Below are 20578 nucleotides of genomic sequence, written 5' to 3'. Positions count from 1 at the left end.
CCATGAGCGAGTCTGTCGAGACACGGCCGGAGACGACGGCGGTGGTGACGGAGCCGGTACCCGATCTGCAGCTTCAGCTGCTCATCCAACTGCTGGACAGAGAGCTGCGATCCAGTCTGCCGATCACCCTCACGCTGGCCGGTGGCGTGCTCCATGGAGACGTGATCGGCCACGAGGCGTGGAAGGCGGACTGGGCGCGCAGCCTCCGCCAGGTCGAGGGCGAGGGCGCGAACCTGATCGCCGAGTTCCCGGAGACGGTGGACCAGGGGATCAGGGAACTGAGCACCGGCGAAGGCGCCACGCAGTTGCCGCGCTGGATCCATCTGAGGGACGCCACCCTGGTCCTCGGCGGAACGAGTTCCCTGCGCCTGCCTCTCTGGCGTGGCCGGCTCTCCGATGTGTCGGGCTGGGCGCTGGGGCGGCCGCAGTGAGAGGAACCGTCCGGGGCGCCCCCCCCCGTCGGCCTATGCGGTGAGCGCGGGTCCTTGGGATTGCAGCGCGGCGAGCAGCCAGTCGTGCGCGGATCCGGGCGTCGGCTCGGGCCGGCCGGCCGGTGCGCCGAGCAGTTCGGCCGTCAGTTCCCAGTAGCGGTCGATGCGCGGGTCCGCGGCGAGCTGCCGGGCGAGCGTACGGCGGAAGCCCGGGGTGTCCGCGGTGTCCCGGGCACTCGCGTACGCGTCCACGAACCCGTCGAGCGCCTCCCCCGCGTACGGCGCCCTGCCCCGGCGCATCTCGGTGCCCGCCAGGTCGTACGCCTCGGCCAGCCCTGCGTAGAGCACGGCCGACGCGCGGGCTCCGGCGGACTTGTGCGCATGGGGCTGGGTCGGCTCGTTCCCGTCGCAGGGGCGGGACACCATGGAGCACAGCCTGGCGAAGGCGAGCACCTGGGCCGGGGCCGGTTCCTCCGGGGGCTCCGGGACCGCTGCCTCCAGGAACGCGGAGACGGCGCGGGCCGGCATCCTCGGCGGCAGCCAGCCGCGCCAGAACCTGGCGAGGGGCGCCGTGCTGGGCGGTGCCGTCACCGCGCCGATCAGCCTGAGCCGGTCGGCGCGTTCGGCCGGCGGGCACTCCTGCACCGAGCGCAGCGCGGCCTCTCTCCAGCGCAGGGCCCTCAACTGGGAGCCGAGTGCGCGTAGTTGTCCGGCTACGGCGTCCTCCAGGGCGCCGCCCTCACGCCCCGCCGCGTCCTCCTCGTCCAGGACGCGACGCACCGCTGCGACCGATAGGTCCATGGCGCGCAGGGAACGGATCATCCGCAGCCGGTCGAGGGATTCGGCGCCGTACCGGCGGTGTCCCCCGGCGCTGCGGGAGGCCTCGGGGAGCAGGCCGCTGTCGGAGTAGAAGCGGACCGTCTTGACGCTGACCCCGGCCCGCTCGGCGAGTTCGCCGATACCGCACAGTCCGTCGTACGACTGGAACACTTGAACCTCCCTCAGGGGGAGTTCCTACGGTACCCGCGAGAGGGGCCGGTCAACGGGCCGGTCCCGGGCCACGGCGTATCGAGGAGCGACCATGACCGTGTTCATCCTGGTGTCCGGTGTGTTCACCGGCCCGCAGGTGTGGGACGACGTAGCCGCGCGGCTGGCCTCGGCGGGGGCGGGGGTCCACGCGGTGGCCCTGACCGGACTCGGCGGAACCGGCCCCTCCACCGCCGGTGGGGCCGTCGATCTGGAGACACACGTCGCGGACGTCATCGCGGTGATCGACTCGGTGACCGACTCCATCGACTCGGCGGGAGAGGGACCGGGCCGGGAGATCGTGCTGGTCGGCCACGACTACGGCATCCATCCGGCCCTGGGGGCAGCCGACCGGCGGCCGGAGTCGATCGCCCGGATCGTGTACCTGGACTCCGGCCTCCCCCAGGACGGCGCCCCGGCCCTGGCCGCCGTGGCCGACCAGGGTCTGCGCGAGGAGGTGCTGCGGGCCGCCGAGGCCGGAGAGGGCGCGCTTCCGCCGCCCGCACGCGATGCCTGGCGGCTCTGGGGCAGCACCTCTGACCTCCCCGAAGCGGCGCTCGACCGGCTGACGGCCCTCGCCGCACCGCAGCCGCTGGGCACACTGCTCCAGCCGCTGCGGCTGACCGGCGCGGCGGCCACGGTGCCCATGGCCGGGGTGCTGTGCACCGGCAACGGGGCGAGCATCGCGATGGTCCAGGCCCGCGTGGACCTCGGTGAGCCGAGCTTGCGGGCGTTGGCGGACCCCAGGGTGACCTTCTTCGAACTGCCCACAGGGCACTGGCCGATGCTTTCCGGGCCCAGGGCACTGGCGGTGACGCTGCTGAAGGCCGCGGCGGGCGAGGGGCACCGGCTGTCCCTCGCGGACACCACCGAGCCGCCTGCCCACCTGCGCCCGTTCCTGCTGGACGTGCCCGAGCTGCCCCGCGAGCGTAAGGACAACCTCGACCTGTACCTGCCGCCCTCCGCCCAGGGCCCCCGTCCGGCGGTGGTGTTCGTCCACGGCGGCCCCGTGCCGGCCGAGGCACGCCCCACGCCCCGGGACTGGCCGGCCCTCCGGGGGTACGCGCGGTACGCCGCCGACCGGGGCGTGGTGGCAGCCACGCTGGACCACCGACTGCACGCGGTGGCCGACTACGAGCGGGCGGCCGCCGATGTGGCGGACGCGGTGGAGCGGGTCAGGGCCGATCCGCGGGTGGACGGGGACCGGGTCGCCCTGTGGTTCTTCTCCGGCGGCGGCCCGCTCACCGCGGACTGGCTGGGGAAGCCCCCGCCGTGGCTGCGCTGCCTGGCCGCCGACTACCCGATCATGGCCCCGCTGCCGAACTGGGGCCGGCTCGCCGACCGGTTCCACCCGGCGGACGCGGTCGCCCACGCGGGGTCGCTTCCCCTGGTGCTGGTGCGGGCGGGACTGGAGTCGGCCGAGATCGCCGCGACCGTCGAGGCGTTCCTCGCCGCCGCGCGCCGGAGCCGGGCGGACATCGAGGTGATCGACGTACCCAACGGCCACCACGGCTTCGAGACGATCGATCCGACCGACGAGTCACGCGAGGCCGTGCACCGTGCGATGGGTGCGGTTCTGCGGCACCTGACGGCCTGACCGGGTCGTACGCCCAGGGGCGCCCGGCGGGTCGTGCGGTGCGAGGCCGGTGCGGGTCCCCGTCCGGGTGCGTGGGCGCGGGATCCGCACGACGCCGGAAGAGGGACCCGACGGGGGACGGCCGTGGGCGAGGAGCGGCGCACGGCCGCTCGGGCCACACGTACGGGTCAACCGAAGAGGCGATCTCCGTGGCGGCTCCTGGCTTCGGCGCCCGGAACGTGATCGGGTTGACAACCCGTCAGCCGTACGGGGCCGAGCCGAGGGACCCCGGATGACGAACCGACCGTATCCACCGCCGCCGGACGCCGTCGTCGTCGGTGCCGGACTGGCGGGGCTGGCCTGCGCACTCGACCTCGGTGAGGCGGGCCTCCGCGTCGAGCTGCTGGAGGCGTCCGACGGGGTGGGCGGCCGGATGCGTACGGACCGCAGGGACGGCTTCCTCCTGGACCGCGGCTTCCAGGTCTTCAACACCTCCTATCCGCAGGTCCGCAAGCGCCTCGATCTGCGGGCCCTGCGTCTGCGCCCGTTCACCCCCGGCCTGATCGCCCGCACGTCCTCGGGGCGGGTGCGCCTCACCGACCCCACCCGCCGGCCGGGGGACGCCGCGCAGCTGATGCCCGGACGCGTGCTCCCCGCCCGGGACCTCGCCGCCCTCGCGGCGCTGACGGCCCGTGACGTCCTGCTCCCTCCGGGGCGTCTGGGGCACATGCGCGACCGTACGGCGTCCGAGGCGCTCGTCCGCGCCGGGCTGTCGCCGCGCGCGATCGAGGACCTCATGCGGCCGTTCCTGTCCGGGGTGTTCCTGGAGGAGGGGCTGGAGACCTCGGCGCGCTTCCTGCACCTGGTGTGGCGGAGCATGGCGCGCGGCACGCTCTGTCTGCCGGCCCACGGCATCGGCGCCGTGCCGGCCCAGCTCGCCGGACGGCTGCCCGAGGGCGCCCTCCGGCTCGGTTCGGCCGTCGCCGAGGTGACGGACTTCGGGGTGCTCCTCGCGGACGGCGGCGAGCGCCCGGCGGCCTCCGTGGTGGTGGCCACGGACTCCGCCACGGCCGCCCGGCTGCTGCCCGGGCTGCCGGTGCCCGACAGCCGTACGGTGACGACGTACTACCACGCGGCCGCCCGGTCCCCGCTGTCCGAACCGACCCTGGTCGTCGACAGCGGCCTCGCGGTCCTCAACAGCTGTGTCCTCACCGAGGTGGCCCCCTCCTACGCTCCCCCGGGCACGGCGCTGGTGTCCACCTCCGTCCTCGGTGCCGGCCCGCCCGGCGGGGAGCACACGGTCCGCGCCCGGCTCGCCGAGCTGTACGACACGGACACGAGCACCTGGGACACGGTCGGCGCCTACACCGTGGAGGGCGCCCTGCCTGCCATGCGGCCGCCCTGGCCGCTGAGCCGTACGACCCGTTTCGCACGGGGCCGTTACGTGTGCGGGGACCATCGGGCCACCGGGTCGGTGCAGGGCGCCCTGGCCTCCGGCAGCCGCGCCGCACGCGAGGTGCTGGCCGACCGGGCCGCCGCCCGGACCCCCAGGACGTGACCGGGGCCGGCCGGGAGCGGGTGGACGACGCCGTCGTCGTGGGCGGTGGCGCCGCCGGACTCTGCCTGGCCCACTGCCTCACCGAGGCCGGTGCGGAAGTGACGCTGGTCGAGGCACCCGACGGGCCGCTGCGCCCCGCCGAGCGCACCTGGTGCTACTGGGAGGCGGGCACCGGCGAGTTCGAGGAAGCCGTCGTCGCCTCCTGGCAGCGGCTGCGGGTGCGCGGCCCGGACGGCGACGTGATCGAGTCGGATCCCGCGCCCCTGCGCTACCGCATGGTGCGCTCGGGGCCGTTCGAACGGCTCGTCCACTCCCGGCTGGCGGCCTCCCCGGCGGCCCGCGTCCTGCGGGCCACCGCCCACGAGGTGCGCGACACCCCGTACGGCGCCGAGGTGCGCTGCACGACGGCCGACGGGCAGCCGCTCACCGTGCGCGGTGGCTACGTCTTCGACTCACGGCCCGTGCGGCGCGCGCCGCCGCACCGCACGCTGCTGCTCCAGCACTTCCGCGGCTGGTTCGTGCGCACCGACGTCCCCCGGTTCGAGCCGGGCGTCGCGGATCTCATGGACTTCCGTGTCCCGCAGCCCGGCCACGGTCTCGCGTTCGGCTATGTGCTGCCGCTGGCACCCGACCGGGCGCTGGTGGAGTACACCGAGTTCTCCCGTGCCCCGCTCACGACGGACGCGTACGAGGCGGCCCTGCGGCAGTACACCGAGGGGGTCCTGCGGCTCGGCCGGTTCGTGGTGGAGTCCGCCGAGCAGGGCGTCATCCCGATGACCGACGGGCACTACCCCCGGCGGACCGGCAGCGCCGTCTTCCGCATCGGCGCCGCCGGGGGCGCCACCCGCCCGGCGACCGGCTACACGTTCGCCGCGGTGCAGCGGCAGAGCCGGGCGATCGCGGCCGCGCTGCGCCGGGGGTCCCCCGGGGTGCCGCCGCCGCACGGGCGCAGGGCTCTGGCGATGGACGCCGTGCTGCTCCGGGCCCTCGACACGGGGCGTGTGGACGGGCCGCGCTTCTTCACCGATCTGTTCCGCCGCGTCCCCATGGAGCGTCTGCTGCGCTTCCTCGACGGCGGGAGCACGCCGTGGGAGGAGTTCGGGATCGGTCTGCGTACGCCCGTGGGCCCGATGCTGCGCACCGCGGCCGAACTCCCCTTCCTCGCCCGCCGGGAGACCGGCCGATCCGAAGAGAGCCCCCGATGACCCTGCTCCGGGACCACGATCTGGCGCGCGCCTTCGACCACGCGTCACACACGTACGACCGGCTCACCGCGCTGAATCCGGGCTACCGGTCCGATCTTCTGCGCTCCGCGCACCGGCTCCGGCTGCCCCGGGGCGGCCGGGGGCTGCGCGTGCTCGACCTGGGCTGCGGCACGGGCGCGTCCACGCGTGCGCTGCTGCGGGCCGCGCCGTACGCACGGATCACGGCGGTCGACGCCTCCGCGGGCATGCTGGAGCGGGCGCGGGCGAAGCGCTGGCCCGCGAACGTCCGCTTCGTGCACCGGGCGGCGGAGGAGATCCCCACCACCGAGGACGACGGTTCGTACGACGCCGTGTTCGCCGCCTATCTCTTCCGCAACGTCGCGGAGCCCGGCACCGTCCTGGAAGCCGTGCGGGCGCTCCTGCGTCCGGGCGGCCGTCTGCTGGCGCACGAGTACAGCCTCAGTGGCTCCCCTGTGCACCGGGCGGTGTGGAACGCGGTGTGCCGGGGTGTCATCGTCCCGGCGGGCACGCTGACCGGCGACCGCGCGCTGTACCACCATCTGTGGCGCAGTGTCCTGGACTTCGACACGGCCCCCGTCTTCGCGCGGCGGATCGGCCGGGCCGGCTTCCCCTTCGTGCGGACCGTGCCCGTCGGCGGCTGGCAGACCGGGATCGTCCATGCCTTCCTCGCCCGGCGCGGCGAGGAGCCCGTAAGGGCCGACGCCTCATGAGTGCCCGCGGGCGGCGCCCCGACGCGGCCCGGCGGCACGGGCGTGACCGCAGGGCCGAGGTGCTCCTGCCGGAGCCGGGGCGCGCCCGCTTCACCGGCGACGCGCCCTCCGCCGCGGTGGTCGGCGGCGGGATCGCCGGTCTCGCGGCGGCGACCGCGCTCGCCGAACGCGGTGTCCGGGTGACGCTGTACGAGCAGGGGGAGAGCCTGGGCGGGCGCCTCGCAGGCTGGCCGGTCCAGCTCGCCGACGGGGCACCCGCGACGATGAGCCGGGGCTTCCACGCGTTCTTCCGGCAGTACTACAACCTGCGTGGACTGCTGCGCCGTACGGACCCCGGGCTCTCCATGCTCACCCCGCTGCCGGACTATCCGCTCCTGCACCGCGACGGCATGGCGGACGGCTTCGCACGGGTGCCGAGGACCCCGCCGTGGAGCGTGCTCGGATTCGTGGCGCTCAGCCCGGCGTTCGGTCTGCGCGACCTCGCCGCGCTGAACCCCCGCGAGGCCCTGCCGCTGCTCGACGTGCGGGTCCCCGAGGTGTACGAGCGGTTCGACGAGGTCGGCGCCGAGGAGTTCCTGCACCGGATCAACTTCCCCGAGGCGGCCCGTCATCTGGCCTTCGAGGTGTTCTCGCGCAGCTTCTTCGCCGACCCGCGTGAGCTCTCCGCCGCCGAGCTGCTGCTGATGTTCCACATCTACTTCCTCGGGTCGTCCGAGGGGCTCCTCTTCGATGTGCCGCGTGAGCCGTTCCCCCGGGCGCTCTGGGAACCGCTGGCCGCGTATCTGCGGCGGCTCGGCACCGAGGTGCGCACCGGCACTCCGGTCCACCGTGTCCGCCCGGCCGGCGGCGGGGACCTGGTGGTGGAGACCGACGGGACGGCCGCCCTCCACCAGGCCGTGGTCCTCGCCCTGGACACCCGAGGTCTGCGCCATGTCGTCGGCGCGTCCGAGCAGTTGGGGGACGCGCCCTGGCGTGCGGACATCGCGGCCCTGCGGACGGCGCCCCCGTTCCTCGTGTCCCGGCTGTGGCTGGACCGCCCCGTGCGCGGGGACCGGCCGGGGTTCCTCGGCACCAGCGGCTTCGACGGGCTCGACAACGTCAGCGTCCTCGACCGCTGGGAGGGCGAGTCGGCCCGGTGGGCCGCGCGGACGGGCGGTTCCGTGGTCGAACTGCACGCCTACGCCGTCGAGGAGGGCGCCGAGCGGAAGGAGGTCCAGCGCCGCGTGCTGGAGCGGCTGCACGAGATCTATCCGGAGACGGCGGACGCCCGGGTCGTCGACGCCCGCCACGAGTGGCGCGCCGACTGTCCCGTCTTCTCCGTGGGCGGCTACCGGCGCCGGCCCGCCGTGCGCACCCCTCACCCCCGGGTCGTGCTGGCGGGTGACCTGGTCCGCACCGGTCTTCCCGTCGCCCTGATGGAGCGTGCCGCGACCTCGGGCTTCCTCGCCGCCAACGCGCTCCTGGCCGGCTGGGGCATCCGGGGGCAGGTGCTGTGGACCGTTCCGCGCGCCGGGCGCTCCCCGGCCCTGCGCGCCCTCGCGGGCCTGGCCGCGCGGCGCTGACGCTCAGCCGAAAAAACGCCCGGTGCTCCGCAGCGACCAGCGGCGCTCGGCGTACGCCAGGTCGTCACGCCAGAGCCGGCCGGCCGTCCGGCGCATGAGAGGGCGCAGGACGGGCGCCGCGGCACGGGCCAGGGCGAAGCCCCGGCGGTCGGAGGCCGCGACGACGGCCTCCACGACCGCGGTCCTGGGGGCCGCGGCGCCGGGCGCGGTCAGCGGGGTGGCATGGGTCTCCACCACCGACCCGGCGCCCTCCCCGTCGGTGATGTGCATGACCACGGTGCGGGGCCCGGGTGCGGTGAACACCGCCCGCACCGGCACCACCAGCCGGCCGGCCACCTTGAACGAGACGTCGACGGTGAACGCGTCCTCCCCGCCGCCCTCCGGGGTGCCGGCCACGCTCAGGCCGACGAACGCGTACGGGTGGAACCACGAACCGTGCCAGGGGTCGAGCCGGTTGGCGACCACGTCCTCGGGTTCGCACCGGCCCACGGCGGTGAACACCGCGTCCACGGCGTCCGCCGGTACGGGCCGCGGCGGGACGGCGGGGCGCTCCAGCGGGGGCTCGCCCCCGGCCCGGTCCAGCCTCACCCAGACCAGGACCCCGTCGTCGTGCACCGGGTACGGTTCCCACCCGGCGAACGGCCCTCCGTCCAGGGCCAGTCCGTGCCAGTGGCACAGGAGCGTCCCGCACACCACCCGGCTGTCGCGCAGCGGGGCTCCCAGATGGGGGCACTCCCCCGGCCCGGCGTGCGGGGTGCCGTCCTCGGACCGCCACAGGACGACTTCGACCCCGGCGATCGTCCGGCCGTACGGGCGGTCCCTCGCCCCGATCTCCCGGGAGGCGCCGGCGACGTACCAGTTGCCGGACGGGCGGGCCGTCGCCCGCTTCAGCGCCTCGGCGATCACGGGGGGCCGCGCCTCGCGCCAGGTCGGTGCCTGCCGTTCCCAGCGGGGGGCGCGCCGCACCCGCAGCGGTGACGTCCATCGCGTCGTTCTGCGCGGGGTGTTCATCGCAGGGAGCCCTCCGCCCCGGCGGACGCGCCCCGGGCGGGCGTGGACGGTCCGGGGCGCAGCCGCGCTCCCAGGATCCGTACGAGCCCGCCGGCCGCGGTGACGGCCCGGCGGCGGCGCGGCACCACGGCACGGCGGTGCAGCACCCGGTAGTCGTCGGCGGCGACCGCGTCGAGGATCCCCCGGTACAGGACGAAGGCCGTACGGATGCAGGGCCGCACCCGTGGCTCCAGCATGGCGATGCCCGGTTCCGCCTCCCTGTACACGGCCCGGATCACCGTGTCGGCCTCGGCGAACGCGGCCCGCAGGCGCGGGTCGTGCCGGCCGGTGCGGCGGCTCCACTCCAGCAGGGGGCGGTCCACGGCGTGGGCGGCGAGCAGGTCCGCCGGCAGGTAGACACGGCCGCGGTCCAGGTCCTCGCCCACGTCCCGCAGGAAGTTGGTCAGCTGGAAGGCCACCCCGAGCGAGGCCGCGTGCGGGGCCGCCTCCTCACGGGCCACGACCGTCCCGAGCACCGGGAGCATCTGGAGGCCGATCACCGCCGCCGAACCGTGCATGTAGGCACGCAGATCGGCGTACGTCGGATACTCGGTGACCGTCAGGTCGCTGCGCATGGACGCCAGGAAGTCGGCGAACAGTCCGTGGTCGATGGCGTAGCGGGCGGCGGTGTGCGCCACGGCCCTGACGACGGGCTCGTCGCCGTCCCCGGTGCGCAGGCCGTGGGCCAGGTCGCTCTCCAGCAGACGCAGCAGGCGGTCGCGCTCCTCGGGGGGCCGGCCTCGGTCCAGGTCGTCGACGATGTCGTCGGCCCACCGGGCGAAGCCGTACAGCGCGTGGACGGCGCAGCGGCGTTCGACGGGCAGCAGCCGGGTGGCGAGGAAGTAGGTGCGGCCGTGCTGGGCGTTGAGCCGCCGGCAGCGGGCGTAGGCGGCGCGCAGGGCCGGTGCGGTGATCCCGGCGGCGTCGAGTTCGCGGTGGTTCATCGGCTCTGCCCTTCGAGGACGGGGGGACGGCGGCGCGGGCCCGCCGCGCGGGGAGCGCCCGTGATGCGGGCCGCGGCGAGCTTGCCGCTGACCAGGACGGTCGGCACGCCCACCCCGGGGGTGGTCCCGCATCCGGCGAGGACGACGTTGTCGTAGCCGCGTACGAGGTTGCGTGGCCGGAAGGGGCCGGTCTGCGCGAAGGTGTGGGACACGGAGAACGGGGTGCCCGCCGCGTGGCCCTGTGCCGTCCAGTCCACCGGGGTGACGAGCAGTTCCCGGTCGACGGATGCCTCGAAGCCGTGGAGGCCCCGGCGTTCCAGCTCGGCCAGCAGGCCGTCCCGGTAGCGGGGGCCCAGATCGCGCCAGGCGGGGGCCGGGGGGCCGGTGGTGGTGTTGGGGCAGGGGGCGAGGACGTAGTGCAGGTGTCTTCCCTCGGGCGCCAGTGCCGGATCGTGTGCCGTCGGGCGGGTGATGAGCAGCGACGGGTCGCTCATCACCCGCCCGGTCCGGGTGAGTTCGTCGAAGGTGCTCTCCCAGGCGGAGCCGAACGACAGGGTGTGGTGGGCCAGTTCCGGCCAGGTGCGGTCGGTGCCGGCGTGCAGGACGACGGCCGACGGAGCGTGGCGCAGCGCTACGGGCCGCCGGGGCGCCCGGCCCAGGAGCCGGTGGACCACGGGGAGGTCCGGGGTGAGGACGACCGCGTCGCAGGCGATCCGCTCGCCGGACGCCAGCCGGACGGCCCGTACCCGCCCGGACGTACGCTCCAGTGCGGTCACCTCGGCCGACCAGCGGAACTCCCCTCCCGCGTCGGTGGCCGCGTCCGCCATCGCCCGGGGCAGCGCGTGCATGCCGCCCTTCGGGAACCAGACGCCCGCGACCGTGTCCATGTAGGCGATGACGGCGTAGGCGGCGAGGGCACGGGCCGGGGCGACGCCCGCGTACAGCGCCTGGAAGGAGAACACGCGGCGCAGCCGTGGGTCCGAGAGGAACCGGCCGATCTGCGGGTCGAGCCGGCCGAAACCGCCCAGGGCGGCGAGCCTGGCGAGGTCCGGGTGCAGGAGCTGGAAGGGCGAGTCGAAGTTGGTGTCGATGAAGCGGCGCATCTGCGCCCGGTACAGCCGCTCCAGCCAGCGCCGCAGCCGCCGGTAGCCCTCGGCCTCCGTGGCTCCGGCGAACCTGCGGACCTCGGTCTCCATCGCGTCGCCGTCCGTGTGGACGTCCAGCCGGCTGCCGTCGGCGAAGAGGGCCCGGTAGGCCGGGTGGAGCGGGATCAGCTCGACCCTCCGGTGGAGGCTGTCCCCGACGGCGGCGAAGGCCTCGTCGGCCAGATGGGGCATGGTCAGCACCGTGGGTCCGGTGTCGACCCGGTAGCCGCCGAGTTCCAGCCGGCCCGCGCGGCCGCCGGGCCCCGGGTCGCGGTCGACCACGGTCACCCGTCGTCCCGCGCCCAGCAGGTGAAGGGCGGCGGCGAGGCCGGACAGTCCGGCGCCGACCACCACCACATGGTCCGTGGGTCCGGTGACGGTCCTCATGCGCCCGCCCCGTTCCGCGCGGCGCCCACGGCTCTGGCCACCAGCGCGGCGAACTCCCGCCGGGCCCGCGGGTCGGCGCCGGTGTCCGCGAAGTGGCGCAGGCTCGCCTCGGAGAGCCCGGTGATCTCCTCCTCGACCGCGGCCCGGGCGCCCGTACGTTCCAGGGCGGCGCGCATGCGGTCGACCGGGCCCTCGTCGCCGCCCCCGGGGCCGAGTACCGCCAGGGCCTCGGTGTCGCCCGACTCGGTGGCGAGACGGATCGCTGCCGCGAGGAGGCAGGTGAGCTTGCGTGACCGCAGGTCCTCGTCGGCGGGCTTCCCCGTGACGGCGGGGTCCCCGAAGGCGCCCAGCAGGTCGTCGCGGAGCTGGAAGGCGAGTCCCGCGCATCGCCCGGCGGACCGCAGCCCGTCCACGACGCCCGCGCCGGCCTCCGTCAGGCTCGCGCCGAGGGCGAGCGGCCGCGCCACGGTGTAGAGCGCGCTCTTGAGGGTCGCGATGGTCCTGGCCTCGGCGGGGTCGGAGGATCCGGTCGCCTGGGCCCGCATGTCCAGGTACTGCCCGGCGACCATCTCGCCCCGCATCGCCTGCCACTCCCGGTGGAGCCGTTCGCCGTAGGGGGAGGCGAGCGCCGTCTCGGTGAGCAGGTCGTCGGCCCACGCCAGCGCGAGGTCCCCGGCGAGCACGGCGGCGGTGGCGGAGTAGGACGAGGCGGAACCCCGCATGCGGCCGGCCCGGTGGGCACGCTCGAAGTCCGCGTGGACGGCGGGCGCGCCCCGGCGGACCGGCGATTCGTCCATGACGTCGTCGTGCACCAGTGCGCAGGCCTGCAGCAGTTCCAGGGCGGCCCCTACGCGCAGTGGTGTCCCGGGGTCGCCGGTCCCGCCGGCAGCCAGCCATCCGCACCACACGAAGGCCGTCCGCAGCCGTTTGCCGCCGCGCAGGACGAACGCCGCCACCCGGGAGGCCACCTCGTCGGCGAACACGGCGTCCACCTTCCGGGCTTCCGCCACCCGGTCGTGCAGGTGCTCGGCGAGGACGGCGTCGACGGCCGCTGCCGCCTCGGCCGCCGTGCGCGGGACCCCGCCGGGGCCCGCGTCCGCGGTGTCCCTCGTCGCCCGTGGACCGAGCATGGACAGCCCCTTTCGCTCGGTTGTCCGCTTCCGCGTCCACCGGTGCTTCCGGCCGCGAGGACCGCGGATGCCCCTATGCCTGCCCGTCGCCCGGCCCGGTCGGAGCGGAGTTCACCCGTACGGCGGGCCGAACGGCGTGGTGGGGGCGGCGGGCGGAGCGGGGACCGGTCCCCCGCCGGTCCGTGACGCACCTCCGGCCTTGGAGACCGTACGAACGCACATGCCAACCACGGCGATCACGATTGCGCGTCATGCGAAGTGACAAGGGACTTTTCCCTCGCATCTGCGGCAGTATGATCAGCCTATGCACGCCTGCCGGACCGGGGGCGCCGCCGCGCGTGCGCGCACCGGTCCATGAACGGGTCCGCCAGGACCGCAGGTGGTCGTGCCCGTCAGGACGAAGAGGGAGCAGACCCGTGATGACCCGTACCGCGCGCCGGACCCGCCGGACCCTTCAGACGGCCGCCGCGGGGGCCGCCGCCCTGCTGGCCCTGAGCGCCTGTTCGTCGTCCGACGACTCCTCGTCGGCGTCGGACTCCTCGGGGTCCGCCTCCCCGTCGGACAAGCTGTCCGGCACGGTGACCGTGTTCGCGGCGGCGTCGCTCAAGGAGAGCTTCACGACCCTGGGCAAGGAGTTCGAGAAGGAACACCCCGGCACGAAGGTCACCTTCAGCTTCGGCGGCAGCGACTCCCTCGCCGCGAGCATCACCGGCGGCGCTCCGGCCGACGTGTTCGCCTCGGCCAGCCCCAAGACGATGAAGATCGTCACCGATGCGGGGGACGCCTCCGGCACGCCCGCCACCTTCGTCCGCAACCAGCTGGAGATCGCCACACTGCCGGGCAACCCCGACAAGATCTCCTCCCTGAAGGACCTCACCGACTCCGGCCTCAAAGTGGTCCTCTGCGACAAGGAGGTGCCCTGTGGCGCCGCCGCCCAGAAGGCCCTCGACGCCGCGGGGCTCAAGCTCACCCCGGTCTCCTACGAGCAGGACGTCAAGTCCGCTCTGACCAAGGTCGAGCTGAAGGAGGCCGACGCGGCCGTCGTCTACAAGACGGATGTGCACGCGGCGGGTGGCAAGGTGGAGGGCGTGGACTTCCCCGAATCGGCCGACGCCATCAACGACTACCCGATCGCCCGGCTCAAGGACACGCAGAACGCGGACGCCGCCGAGGCGTTCATCGCCCTGGTGCAGTCCTCCGAGGGCCAGAAGGTCCTGACCGAGGCCGGGTTCCTCAAGCCGTGACCGAGCTCGACCGGCCCGTCGCCGCGGCCGGCCCCCTCCGGGGCGGGCCGGGGCGCCGGCGTGTCCGGACCGGCGGCGCCCGGAGTGTTCCGCTGCCGCTCCTGGTGCCCGCCCTGCTCGGTCTGGCGTTCCTGATCGTGCCGCTGGTCGCCCTGCTCGTACGGGCTCCTTGGCGCAGTCTGCCCGAGCTGCTGACCAGTGCCGAGGTCTGGCAGGCGCTCCAGCTGTCCCTGGTGTGCGCCACGGCCGCGACGGCCGTCAGCCTGGTCATCGGGGTGCCGCTGGCCTGGCTGCTGGCCCGCGTCGACTTCCGCGGGCGCGGTCTCGTACGGGCCCTCGTCACCCTGCCGCTGGTCCTGCCCCCCGTGGTCGGCGGTGTGGCGCTGCTGATGGCGCTCGGCCGCAACGGGATCGTCGGGAAGTCGCTGGACGACTGGTTCGGGATCACGCTGCCGTTCACCACGGCGGGGGTCGTGATCGCGGAGGCGTTCGTCGCGATGCCGTTCCTCGTCATCAGCGTCGAGGGGACCCTGCGCGCCGCCGACCCGCGCTTCGAGGAGGCCGCCGCCACGCTCGGCGCCTCCCGCTTCACCGCGTTCCGCCGGGTCACGCTGCCGCTGATCGCCCCGGGCATCGCCGCGGGCGCCGTGCTGGCCTGGGCCCGCGCCCTCGGCGAGTTCGGTGCGACCATCACCTTCGCCGGCAACTTCCCCGGCCGCACCCAGACCATGCCGCTGGCCGTGTACCTGGCGCTGCAGAGCGACCCGGAGGCGGCCATCGCCCTCAGCCTGGTCCTGCTCACCGTGTCCGTCGCGGTGCTGGCCGGCCTGCGCGACCGTTGGATGACAGCAGGATGACCGACACCCACGACACCGCTCCCGGCCCCCGCCCCGATGTGCGCGGAGAGGGCCTCGACGCCCGTCTCGTCGTCCGGCGCGGCACGTTCCGCCTCGATGTGGCGCTGGCCGTCGCGCCCGGCGAGGTCGTCGCCCTGCTCGGCCCGAACGGCGCCGGCAAGACCACCGCCCTGCGGGCCCTCGCCGGTCTGACACCGCTCACCGAAGGCCATCTGCTGCTGGACGGACAGGCGTTGGAGCGTACGCCCCCGGAGTCCCGGCCCGTCGGCGTCGTCTTCCAGGACTATCTGCTCTTCCCTCACCTCACCGCGCTGGACAACGTGGCCTTCGGACCGCGCTGCCACGGCTCGGGCAAGGCGGAGGCCCGGGCGCAGGCCTCCGAGTGGCTCGGCCGTCTGGGACTCGCGGACCATGCCGGCGCCAGACCGCGCAAGCTGTCCGGCGGGCAGGCCCAGCGGGTCGCCCTGGCCCGCGCGCTGGCCACCCGGCCCCGTCTGCTGCTCCTGGACGAGCCGCTGGCCGCGCTGGACGCCCGCACCCGCCTGGAGGTGCGGTCGCAACTGCGGCGTCACCTGGCCGAGTTCGAGGCCGTGGCCGTGCTGGTCACGCACGATCCGCTGGACGCCATGGTGCTGGCCGACCGCCTGGTCGTGGTCGAGGACGGCCGGGTCGTCCAGGAGGGCGCGCCGTCCCACATCGCCCGCCATCCCCGTACGGACTACATCGCTCAGCTGGTCGGCCTGAACCTCTTCCGGGGGACGGCGGACGGCCACACCGTCCGGCTCGACGCCGGTCCCAGCGTCACCACCACGGAGGACCTGTCCGGCCCGGTCTTCGTCGCCTTCCCGCCGAACGCGGTCACCCTCCACCGTGAGCGGCCCGCCGGTGCGAGTGCCCGCAATCTCTGGCACTGCGAGATCGCGGGCCTGGAGACCCACGGTGACCAGATCCGCGCCGACCTCACCGGGGAGCTTCCGCTCGCCGCGGACCTGACGACGGTCGCCGCCGCGGAGCTCGACCTGCGCCCCGGCGCGGCGGTCTGGGCGACGGTGAAGGCGACGCAGACGCACGCCTATCCGGTCTGAGCCCCTCCTTCGGGGCCGAGGACCGTCATGCCGGCTCCGGGTGGGCCGGCCTCAGCTCGAACCAGTCGAAGGCCGGCGCGCCCCGGGTCGCGTACATGCCGACGACACGGCCGGTGAATCCGCCCGCGACCTCGGTGGTGAGGTAGCGGCCGTCGAGTTCGGCGAGGATCTCGACGTGCCCGTCGTCGGTCTCGTACCCGAGGCGGAGGGTGTCGGGGCCGCCGACGCGCAGGCCCGACTGCTCCGCGTGACCGGGATCAGTGGGTCGTACGGTGACGGTGGGCGGCAGGACGTCCGTGGTGGTGACGTCGACCCGCAGCGTCAAAGGCCCGGCGGGTACGTCCCGTTCGGCCACGGTCTGACGCAGGGGACCGATCCGGGCGACCACGCGCACCGTGCCGTTCTCCGTCTCCACCTGGTAGTGGTGTGCCTCGTCGAGCCGTACGGCGAGGCCGCCCCGGCCTCCTTCACCGGTGTCGACCCGGGTCCGCGCCACGCAGTCGGCGTCGCGCTGGCGCCGCCCGACGAACAGCGCTCCGGGCTTCTCCATGCCGTCGGCCCGGGCGTGCAGCACCAGATGGCCCGGCCGCTCGTCGAGGCGCGCGGCATCCGGGTCATGACGCCTCAGCGACACCCAGCAGGGTGCGAGGGCGGGGGTGTCGAAGTCGTCCCGGTGCGGCTCTGCGGGCCAGGGGTGCGGGGTCAACCCGGGCGCCTGGGAACGGAGTTCGAGCGGTCCCGGCAGGGGCCAGCCGTCCTCCCAGCGCACCGGTGCCAGGAATGTCTCCCGGCCCATGCCGTGGTACCCCGGTGTGTCGCCTCGGGGCCTGGTGCCCAGCAGCACCATCCACCAGGTGCCGTCGTGCGCCTGCACCAGGTCACCGTGGCCGGTGTTCTGCACGGGGTGTCCGGTGCTGCGATGGGACAGGACGGGGTTGTCCGGGTGCGGTTCGAAGGGCCCCGGCAGGGTGCGGGCCCTGGCCACGGACATCGCGTGCCCGCGTTCCGTGCCGCCCTCGGACAGCAGCAGGTACCACCAGTCGCCGATCCTGTAGAGGTGCGGGCCCTCGGGGTACTGGAGGCCGCTTCCCGACCACATCTCCACGGGCTCGCCGAGCAGTTCGCCCGTCCCCGGCTCGATGCGCACCCCGCGGATCCCGTCGTGGGAGAACACGCACCAGCAGTTCCCCTCGTCGTCCCAGGCCAGATCGGGATCGATGCCGGGTATGCCGACCGGCACCGGATCCGACCACGGCCCGGCGGGATCCTCGGCGGTGACCAGGACGGTGCCCGCGCCGGCCACCACGGTAGTGATCATCAGGAAGAGGCCGTCGTGGTGCCGCAGCGTGGGCGCGTACACCCCGCAGGAGGCGGGAGCCGTGTCGGGGAGCGACAGGTGCGAGGGGCGGTCGAGGGCGTGCCCGATCAGCCGCCAGTGCACCAGGTCCCTGCTGTGCCACAGCGGCACTCCGGGCACGTATTCGAAACTGGACGTCGCCACGTAGTAGTCCTCGCCCACGCGGCAGATACTCGGGTCCGGGCTGAAGCCCGGGATCACGGGATTGTCGAAGAACGCCACGGTCCGTCCTCGGGGTCGGCCAGGGCCGAGACCCACGGCCATGATCGTTGAAGCGCTTCGACGGTGCCAGTCCACCGGAAGGGTGTCAATGGACAATTCCGGCCCTGCTGCTCCCGGTTGCCTGCCGGGGTGGCGTGTCGAATCGCTTCGACGCCCGTTCCCGACCCGGCCGCTCCGGAGCGCGGACATGGGTGGAGCGGCCGGACCCCCGCCCGTGACCGCCTCCGCCCGGTGGGGCCGGATACGGGACCCGCGTGAGCCCGCGACGCGCCATCCGCATGCTGGACCTGACGCACCGCGCCCTCGGAACGCCCCGTAGGCTTGCGGGTGCAGCTGGTTCGCCCCGTCCGCCAGGCGGGATGCGTCGTAAGAGGGAACCCGGTGGAATTCCGGGACTGCCCCGCAGCGGTGAGCGGGAACGACCGCCGTCATGAGCACTGGGTCCGACGTACCGGACCTGGGAAGCGACGGCCATTAGGTGTCCTCACGGAGGACGTGCCCGCGAGTCCGAAGACCTGCCAACTGCCCGCGCACGGACGAATCGTGCGCGGACATCCCGGTGACCTCGTGGGCGGGTCGGCGTGCACACCTGGCGGATCTCCGCGTCGTCCGACGCTTCCCGCCCTGTGCGTCACCCCTTCGTGCCCTCGTCCCGTCGCCGGGATCTCAGGGATTCATCTCGCGAAGGAGATCTCCGTGACCACCGAGCACGCGACCGCGGCAGCGCGGTCCACCGTCCACGGCTACCCCCGGCAGGGACGGAACCGGGAACTGAAGAAGGCCGTCGAGGGCTACTGGAAGGGGCGGGTCACCGCCGACGCCCTCCGCGCCACAGCCGCGGATCTGCGCCGTACGAACTGGCGGCAGCTCGTCGACGCCGGCGTCGACGAGGTCCCGACCGGGGACTTCTCGTACTACGACCACGTACTGGACACCACCGTCATGGTCGGGGCCGTCCCCGACCGGCACCGTGAGGCGGTCGCCGCCGATCCGCTGGACGGCTACTTCGCGATGGCGCGCGGAACCCAGGACGTCGCCCCGCTGGAGATGACCAAGTGGTTCGACACCAACTACCACTACCTGGTCCCGGAGCTGGGCCCGGACACCGTGTTCACCGCGGACTCCGCCAAGCAGGTCGCCGAGCTCAAGGAGGCCGTCGCGCTGGGGGCGGCCGCCCGGCCCGTCCTGGTCGGCCCGGTCACCTATCTGCTCCTGGCCAAGCCCGCCCCCGGTGTGGCCGCGGACTTCGACCCGCTCACCCTGCTGGACCGCCTGCTGCCGGTGTACGCCGAGGTGCTCGCCGACCTGCGGGCGGCCGGCGCCGACTGGGTGCAGCTCGACGAGCCCGCGCTCGTCCAGGACCGCACCGGGGCCGAACTCGACGCCGCCGAGCGCGCCTACCACCGTCTCGGCTCGCTCACCGACCGGCCCAGGCTGCTCGTCGCCTCCTACTTCGGCCGGCTCGGCGAGGCCCTCACCGTCCTGGCCAAGGCGCCGGTGGACGGGCTCGCGCTGGACTTCACCGGTGCAGCCGCCACGAACCTGGACGCCCTGGCCGCCGCCGGCGGGCTCCCCGGGAAGCGGCTGGTCGCCGGTGTGGTCGACGGGCGCAACATCTGGATCAACGACCTGGAGAAGTCGCTGTCCACCCTGGGCACCCTGCTCGGGCTCGCCGGACGCATCGACGTGGCGCCCTCCTGCTCCCTGCTGCACGTCCCCCTGGACACCGCCGCCGAACGGGACATCGAGCCGCAGGTCCTGCGCTGGCTGGCCTTCGCCCGGCAGAAGACCGCCGAGATCGTCACCCTCGCCAAGGGCCTCACCCAGGGCACCGGCGCCATCGCCGCCGAACTCGCCGCCAACCGGGCCGACCTGGCCTCCCGCGCCAACTCGCCCGTCACCCGGGACCCCGCCGTACGCGCCAGGACCGCGGCGGTCACCGACGCCGACTCCCGCCGCTCCCAGCCGTACGGGGAGCGTGCCGCCGCCCAGCGCGCGCACCTCGGGCTGCCCCTGCTGCCGACGACCACCATCGGCTCGTTCCCGCAGACCGCCGAACTGCGCACCGCCCGCGCGGACCTGCGGGCCGGACGCATCGACGCGGCCGGGTACGAGGAGCGCATCAAGGCCGAGATCCAGGAGGTGATCTCCTTCCAGGAGAAGACCGGCCTGGACGTCCTGGTGCACGGCGAGGCCGAACGCAACGACATGGTCCAGTACTTCGCCGAGCAGCTGACGGGGTACCTCGCCACGCAGCACGGCTGGGTCCAGTCCTACGGCACCCGCTATGTCCGCCCGCCGGTGCTGGCCGGTGACATCTCGCGCCCCGAGCCGATGACGGTGGGCTGGACGACGTACGCCCAGTCCCTCACCGGCCGGCCGGTCAAGGGCATGCTCACCGGGCCCGTCACCATGCTCGCCTGGTCCTTCGTCCGCGACGACCAGCCCCTCGGCGACACCGCCCGGCAGGTCGCCCTCGCGCTGCGGGACGAGGTGGACGACCTGGAGGCCGCGGGGACGTCGGTCATCCAGGTCGACGAGCCCGCGCTGCGCGAGACGCTGCCGCTGCGGGCCGCCGACCACGCGGCCTATCTGGCGTGGGCGACGGAGTCGTTCCGGCTCACCACCGGCGGGGTGCGGCCGGACACGCAGATCCACACGCACATGTGCTACGCCGAGTTCGGCGACATCGTCCAGGCCATCGACGACCTCGACGCGGACGTGATCAGCCTGGAGGCGGCGCGGTCGCACATGCAGGTCGCCCATGAGCTGGCGGAGCACGGGTATCCGCGTGAGGCGGGGCCCGGCGTGTACGACATCCACTCCCCCCGGGTACCGAGCGTCGCGGAGGCGGCCGAGCTGCTGCGCACCGGGCTGAAGGCGATCCCGGCCGAGCGGCTGTGGGTCAACCCGGACTGCGGGCTCAAGACCCGCGGCTGGCCGGAGACCCGTACGTCGCTGGAGAACCTCGTGGCCGCGGCGCGTACGGTCCGCGGCGAGCTGTCGGCGTCCTGACGCTCCGGGGCGGCCGGGGCCGGAATGTGTCCCGGCCCCGGCCGCCCCTGCCG

16 protein-coding genes and 1 riboswitch are annotated in these 20578 nt (G+C 74.5%); of the genes, 10 read left to right on the top strand and 6 right to left on the bottom strand.

Annotated features, from left to right (window positions below; translation table 11 throughout):
- The first annotated feature begins 2 nt into the window (after positions 1–2).
- Positions 3–431 carry a hypothetical protein gene (locus tag ACZ607_RS19495; protein WP_469736128.1) on the top strand — a complete coding sequence of 143 codons (429 nt, stop codon included), beginning with the start codon at positions 3–5 and terminating at the stop codon, positions 429–431.
- A gap of 33 nt (positions 432–464) precedes the next feature.
- On the opposite strand, the gene ACZ607_RS19490 is transcribed toward ACZ607_RS19495, so the two are convergent.
- A complete protein-coding gene (locus tag ACZ607_RS19490; protein ID WP_469736127.1) occupies positions 465–1421 on the bottom strand; it encodes a MerR family transcriptional regulator in 957 nt (318 codons plus the stop codon).
- Between the two features lie 91 nt (positions 1422–1512).
- Between ACZ607_RS19490 and ACZ607_RS19485 the strand changes: the two genes are divergently transcribed.
- From ACZ607_RS19485 to ACZ607_RS19465, 5 genes are all read left to right on the top strand, one after another.
- Positions 1513–3054 carry an alpha/beta hydrolase gene (locus tag ACZ607_RS19485; RefSeq protein WP_469736125.1) on the top strand — a complete coding sequence of 514 codons (1542 nt, stop codon included), beginning with the start codon at positions 1513–1515 and terminating at the stop codon, positions 3052–3054.
- 271 nt (positions 3055–3325) lie between these two features.
- Positions 3326–4591 (top strand): NAD(P)/FAD-dependent oxidoreductase, encoded by a 1266-nt coding sequence (locus tag ACZ607_RS19480; protein WP_469736123.1) that lies wholly within the window; start codon positions 3326–3328, stop codon positions 4589–4591.
- Positions 4588–5796 carry a lycopene cyclase family protein gene (locus ACZ607_RS19475; protein ID WP_469736121.1) on the top strand — a complete coding sequence of 403 codons (1209 nt, stop codon included), beginning with the start codon at positions 4588–4590 and terminating at the stop codon, positions 5794–5796. The genes ACZ607_RS19480 and ACZ607_RS19475 overlap by 4 nt, the downstream gene beginning before the upstream one ends.
- On the top strand, positions 5793–6527 hold the full coding sequence (locus ACZ607_RS19470; protein ID WP_469736119.1) for a methyltransferase domain-containing protein: 735 nt from the start codon (positions 5793–5795) through the stop codon (positions 6525–6527). The genes ACZ607_RS19475 and ACZ607_RS19470 overlap by 4 nt, the downstream gene beginning before the upstream one ends.
- Positions 6524–8089: an FAD-dependent oxidoreductase gene (locus ACZ607_RS19465; RefSeq protein WP_469736117.1), complete on the top strand. Its 1566-nt coding sequence runs from the start codon at positions 6524–6526 to the stop codon at positions 8087–8089. Before ACZ607_RS19470 ends, ACZ607_RS19465 begins: the two co-directional genes overlap by 4 nt.
- Positions 8090–8092: 3 nt before the next feature.
- Here ACZ607_RS19465 and ACZ607_RS19460 read toward each other — a convergent pair whose 3' ends face one another.
- From ACZ607_RS19460 to ACZ607_RS19445, 4 genes are read right to left on the bottom strand one after another with little or no spacing between them, the layout of a single operon-like run.
- Positions 8093–9100, bottom strand: coding sequence for a DUF5914 domain-containing protein (locus ACZ607_RS19460; RefSeq protein WP_469736115.1), 1008 nt, complete (start codon positions 9098–9100; stop codon positions 8093–8095).
- Complete coding sequence (locus ACZ607_RS19455; protein ID WP_469736113.1) at positions 9097–10083, bottom strand: phytoene/squalene synthase family protein; 987 nt, start codon at positions 10081–10083, stop codon at positions 9097–9099. The genes ACZ607_RS19460 and ACZ607_RS19455 overlap by 4 nt, the downstream gene beginning before the upstream one ends.
- On the bottom strand, positions 10080–11615 hold the full coding sequence (gene crtI, locus ACZ607_RS19450; RefSeq protein WP_469736112.1) for a phytoene desaturase family protein: 1536 nt from the start codon (positions 11613–11615) through the stop codon (positions 10080–10082). The genes ACZ607_RS19455 and crtI overlap by 4 nt, the downstream gene beginning before the upstream one ends.
- The gene (locus tag ACZ607_RS19445) at positions 11612–12745 is read right to left on the bottom strand and encodes a polyprenyl synthetase family protein (RefSeq protein WP_469736110.1); all 1134 of its coding nucleotides are present in this window, start codon (positions 12743–12745) and stop codon (positions 11612–11614) included. Before ACZ607_RS19445 ends, crtI begins: the two co-directional genes overlap by 4 nt.
- Before the next feature lie 419 nt (positions 12746–13164).
- On the opposite strand from ACZ607_RS19445, the gene modA reads away from it, so the two are divergent.
- Genes modA through ACZ607_RS19430 form a run of 3 tightly spaced genes read left to right on the top strand, consistent with a single transcriptional unit; the run spans position 13165 to position 15931 of the window.
- Positions 13165–13989 (top strand): molybdate ABC transporter substrate-binding protein, encoded by an 825-nt coding sequence (gene modA / locus ACZ607_RS19440; protein ID WP_469736108.1) that lies wholly within the window; start codon positions 13165–13167, stop codon positions 13987–13989.
- Positions 13986–14846 (top strand): molybdate ABC transporter permease subunit, encoded by an 861-nt coding sequence (modB, locus tag ACZ607_RS19435; protein ID WP_469736106.1) that lies wholly within the window; start codon positions 13986–13988, stop codon positions 14844–14846. Before modA ends, modB begins: the two co-directional genes overlap by 4 nt.
- Positions 14843–15931, top strand: a complete 1089-nt coding sequence (locus tag ACZ607_RS19430) for an ABC transporter ATP-binding protein (RefSeq protein WP_469736104.1) — start codon at positions 14843–14845, stop codon at positions 15929–15931. Before modB ends, ACZ607_RS19430 begins: the two co-directional genes overlap by 4 nt.
- Before the next feature lie 25 nt (positions 15932–15956).
- Here the strand turns inward: ACZ607_RS19430 and ACZ607_RS19425 are convergent, their stop codons facing one another.
- The gene (locus tag ACZ607_RS19425) at positions 15957–17510 is read right to left on the bottom strand and encodes a glycoside hydrolase family 43 protein (protein ID WP_469736102.1); all 1554 of its coding nucleotides are present in this window, start codon (positions 17508–17510) and stop codon (positions 15957–15959) included.
- A gap of 317 nt (positions 17511–17827) precedes the next feature.
- Positions 17828–18047, top strand: a riboswitch (cobalamin riboswitch).
- Positions 18048–18206: 159 nt separating this feature from the next.
- Here ACZ607_RS19425 and metE point away from each other — a divergent pair.
- Entirely contained in the window at positions 18207–20525 is a 2319-nt protein-coding gene (gene metE, locus ACZ607_RS19420) for a 5-methyltetrahydropteroyltriglutamate--homocysteine S-methyltransferase (RefSeq protein WP_469736100.1), read from the top strand.
- Positions 20526–20578 lie beyond the last annotated feature (53 nt).

It is taken from the genome of Streptomyces sp. NPDC104381, assembly GCF_055583745.1.
The sequence above is the reverse complement of the archived record's forward strand: the minus strand, read 5'-3'. Positions and strand labels throughout refer to the sequence as shown.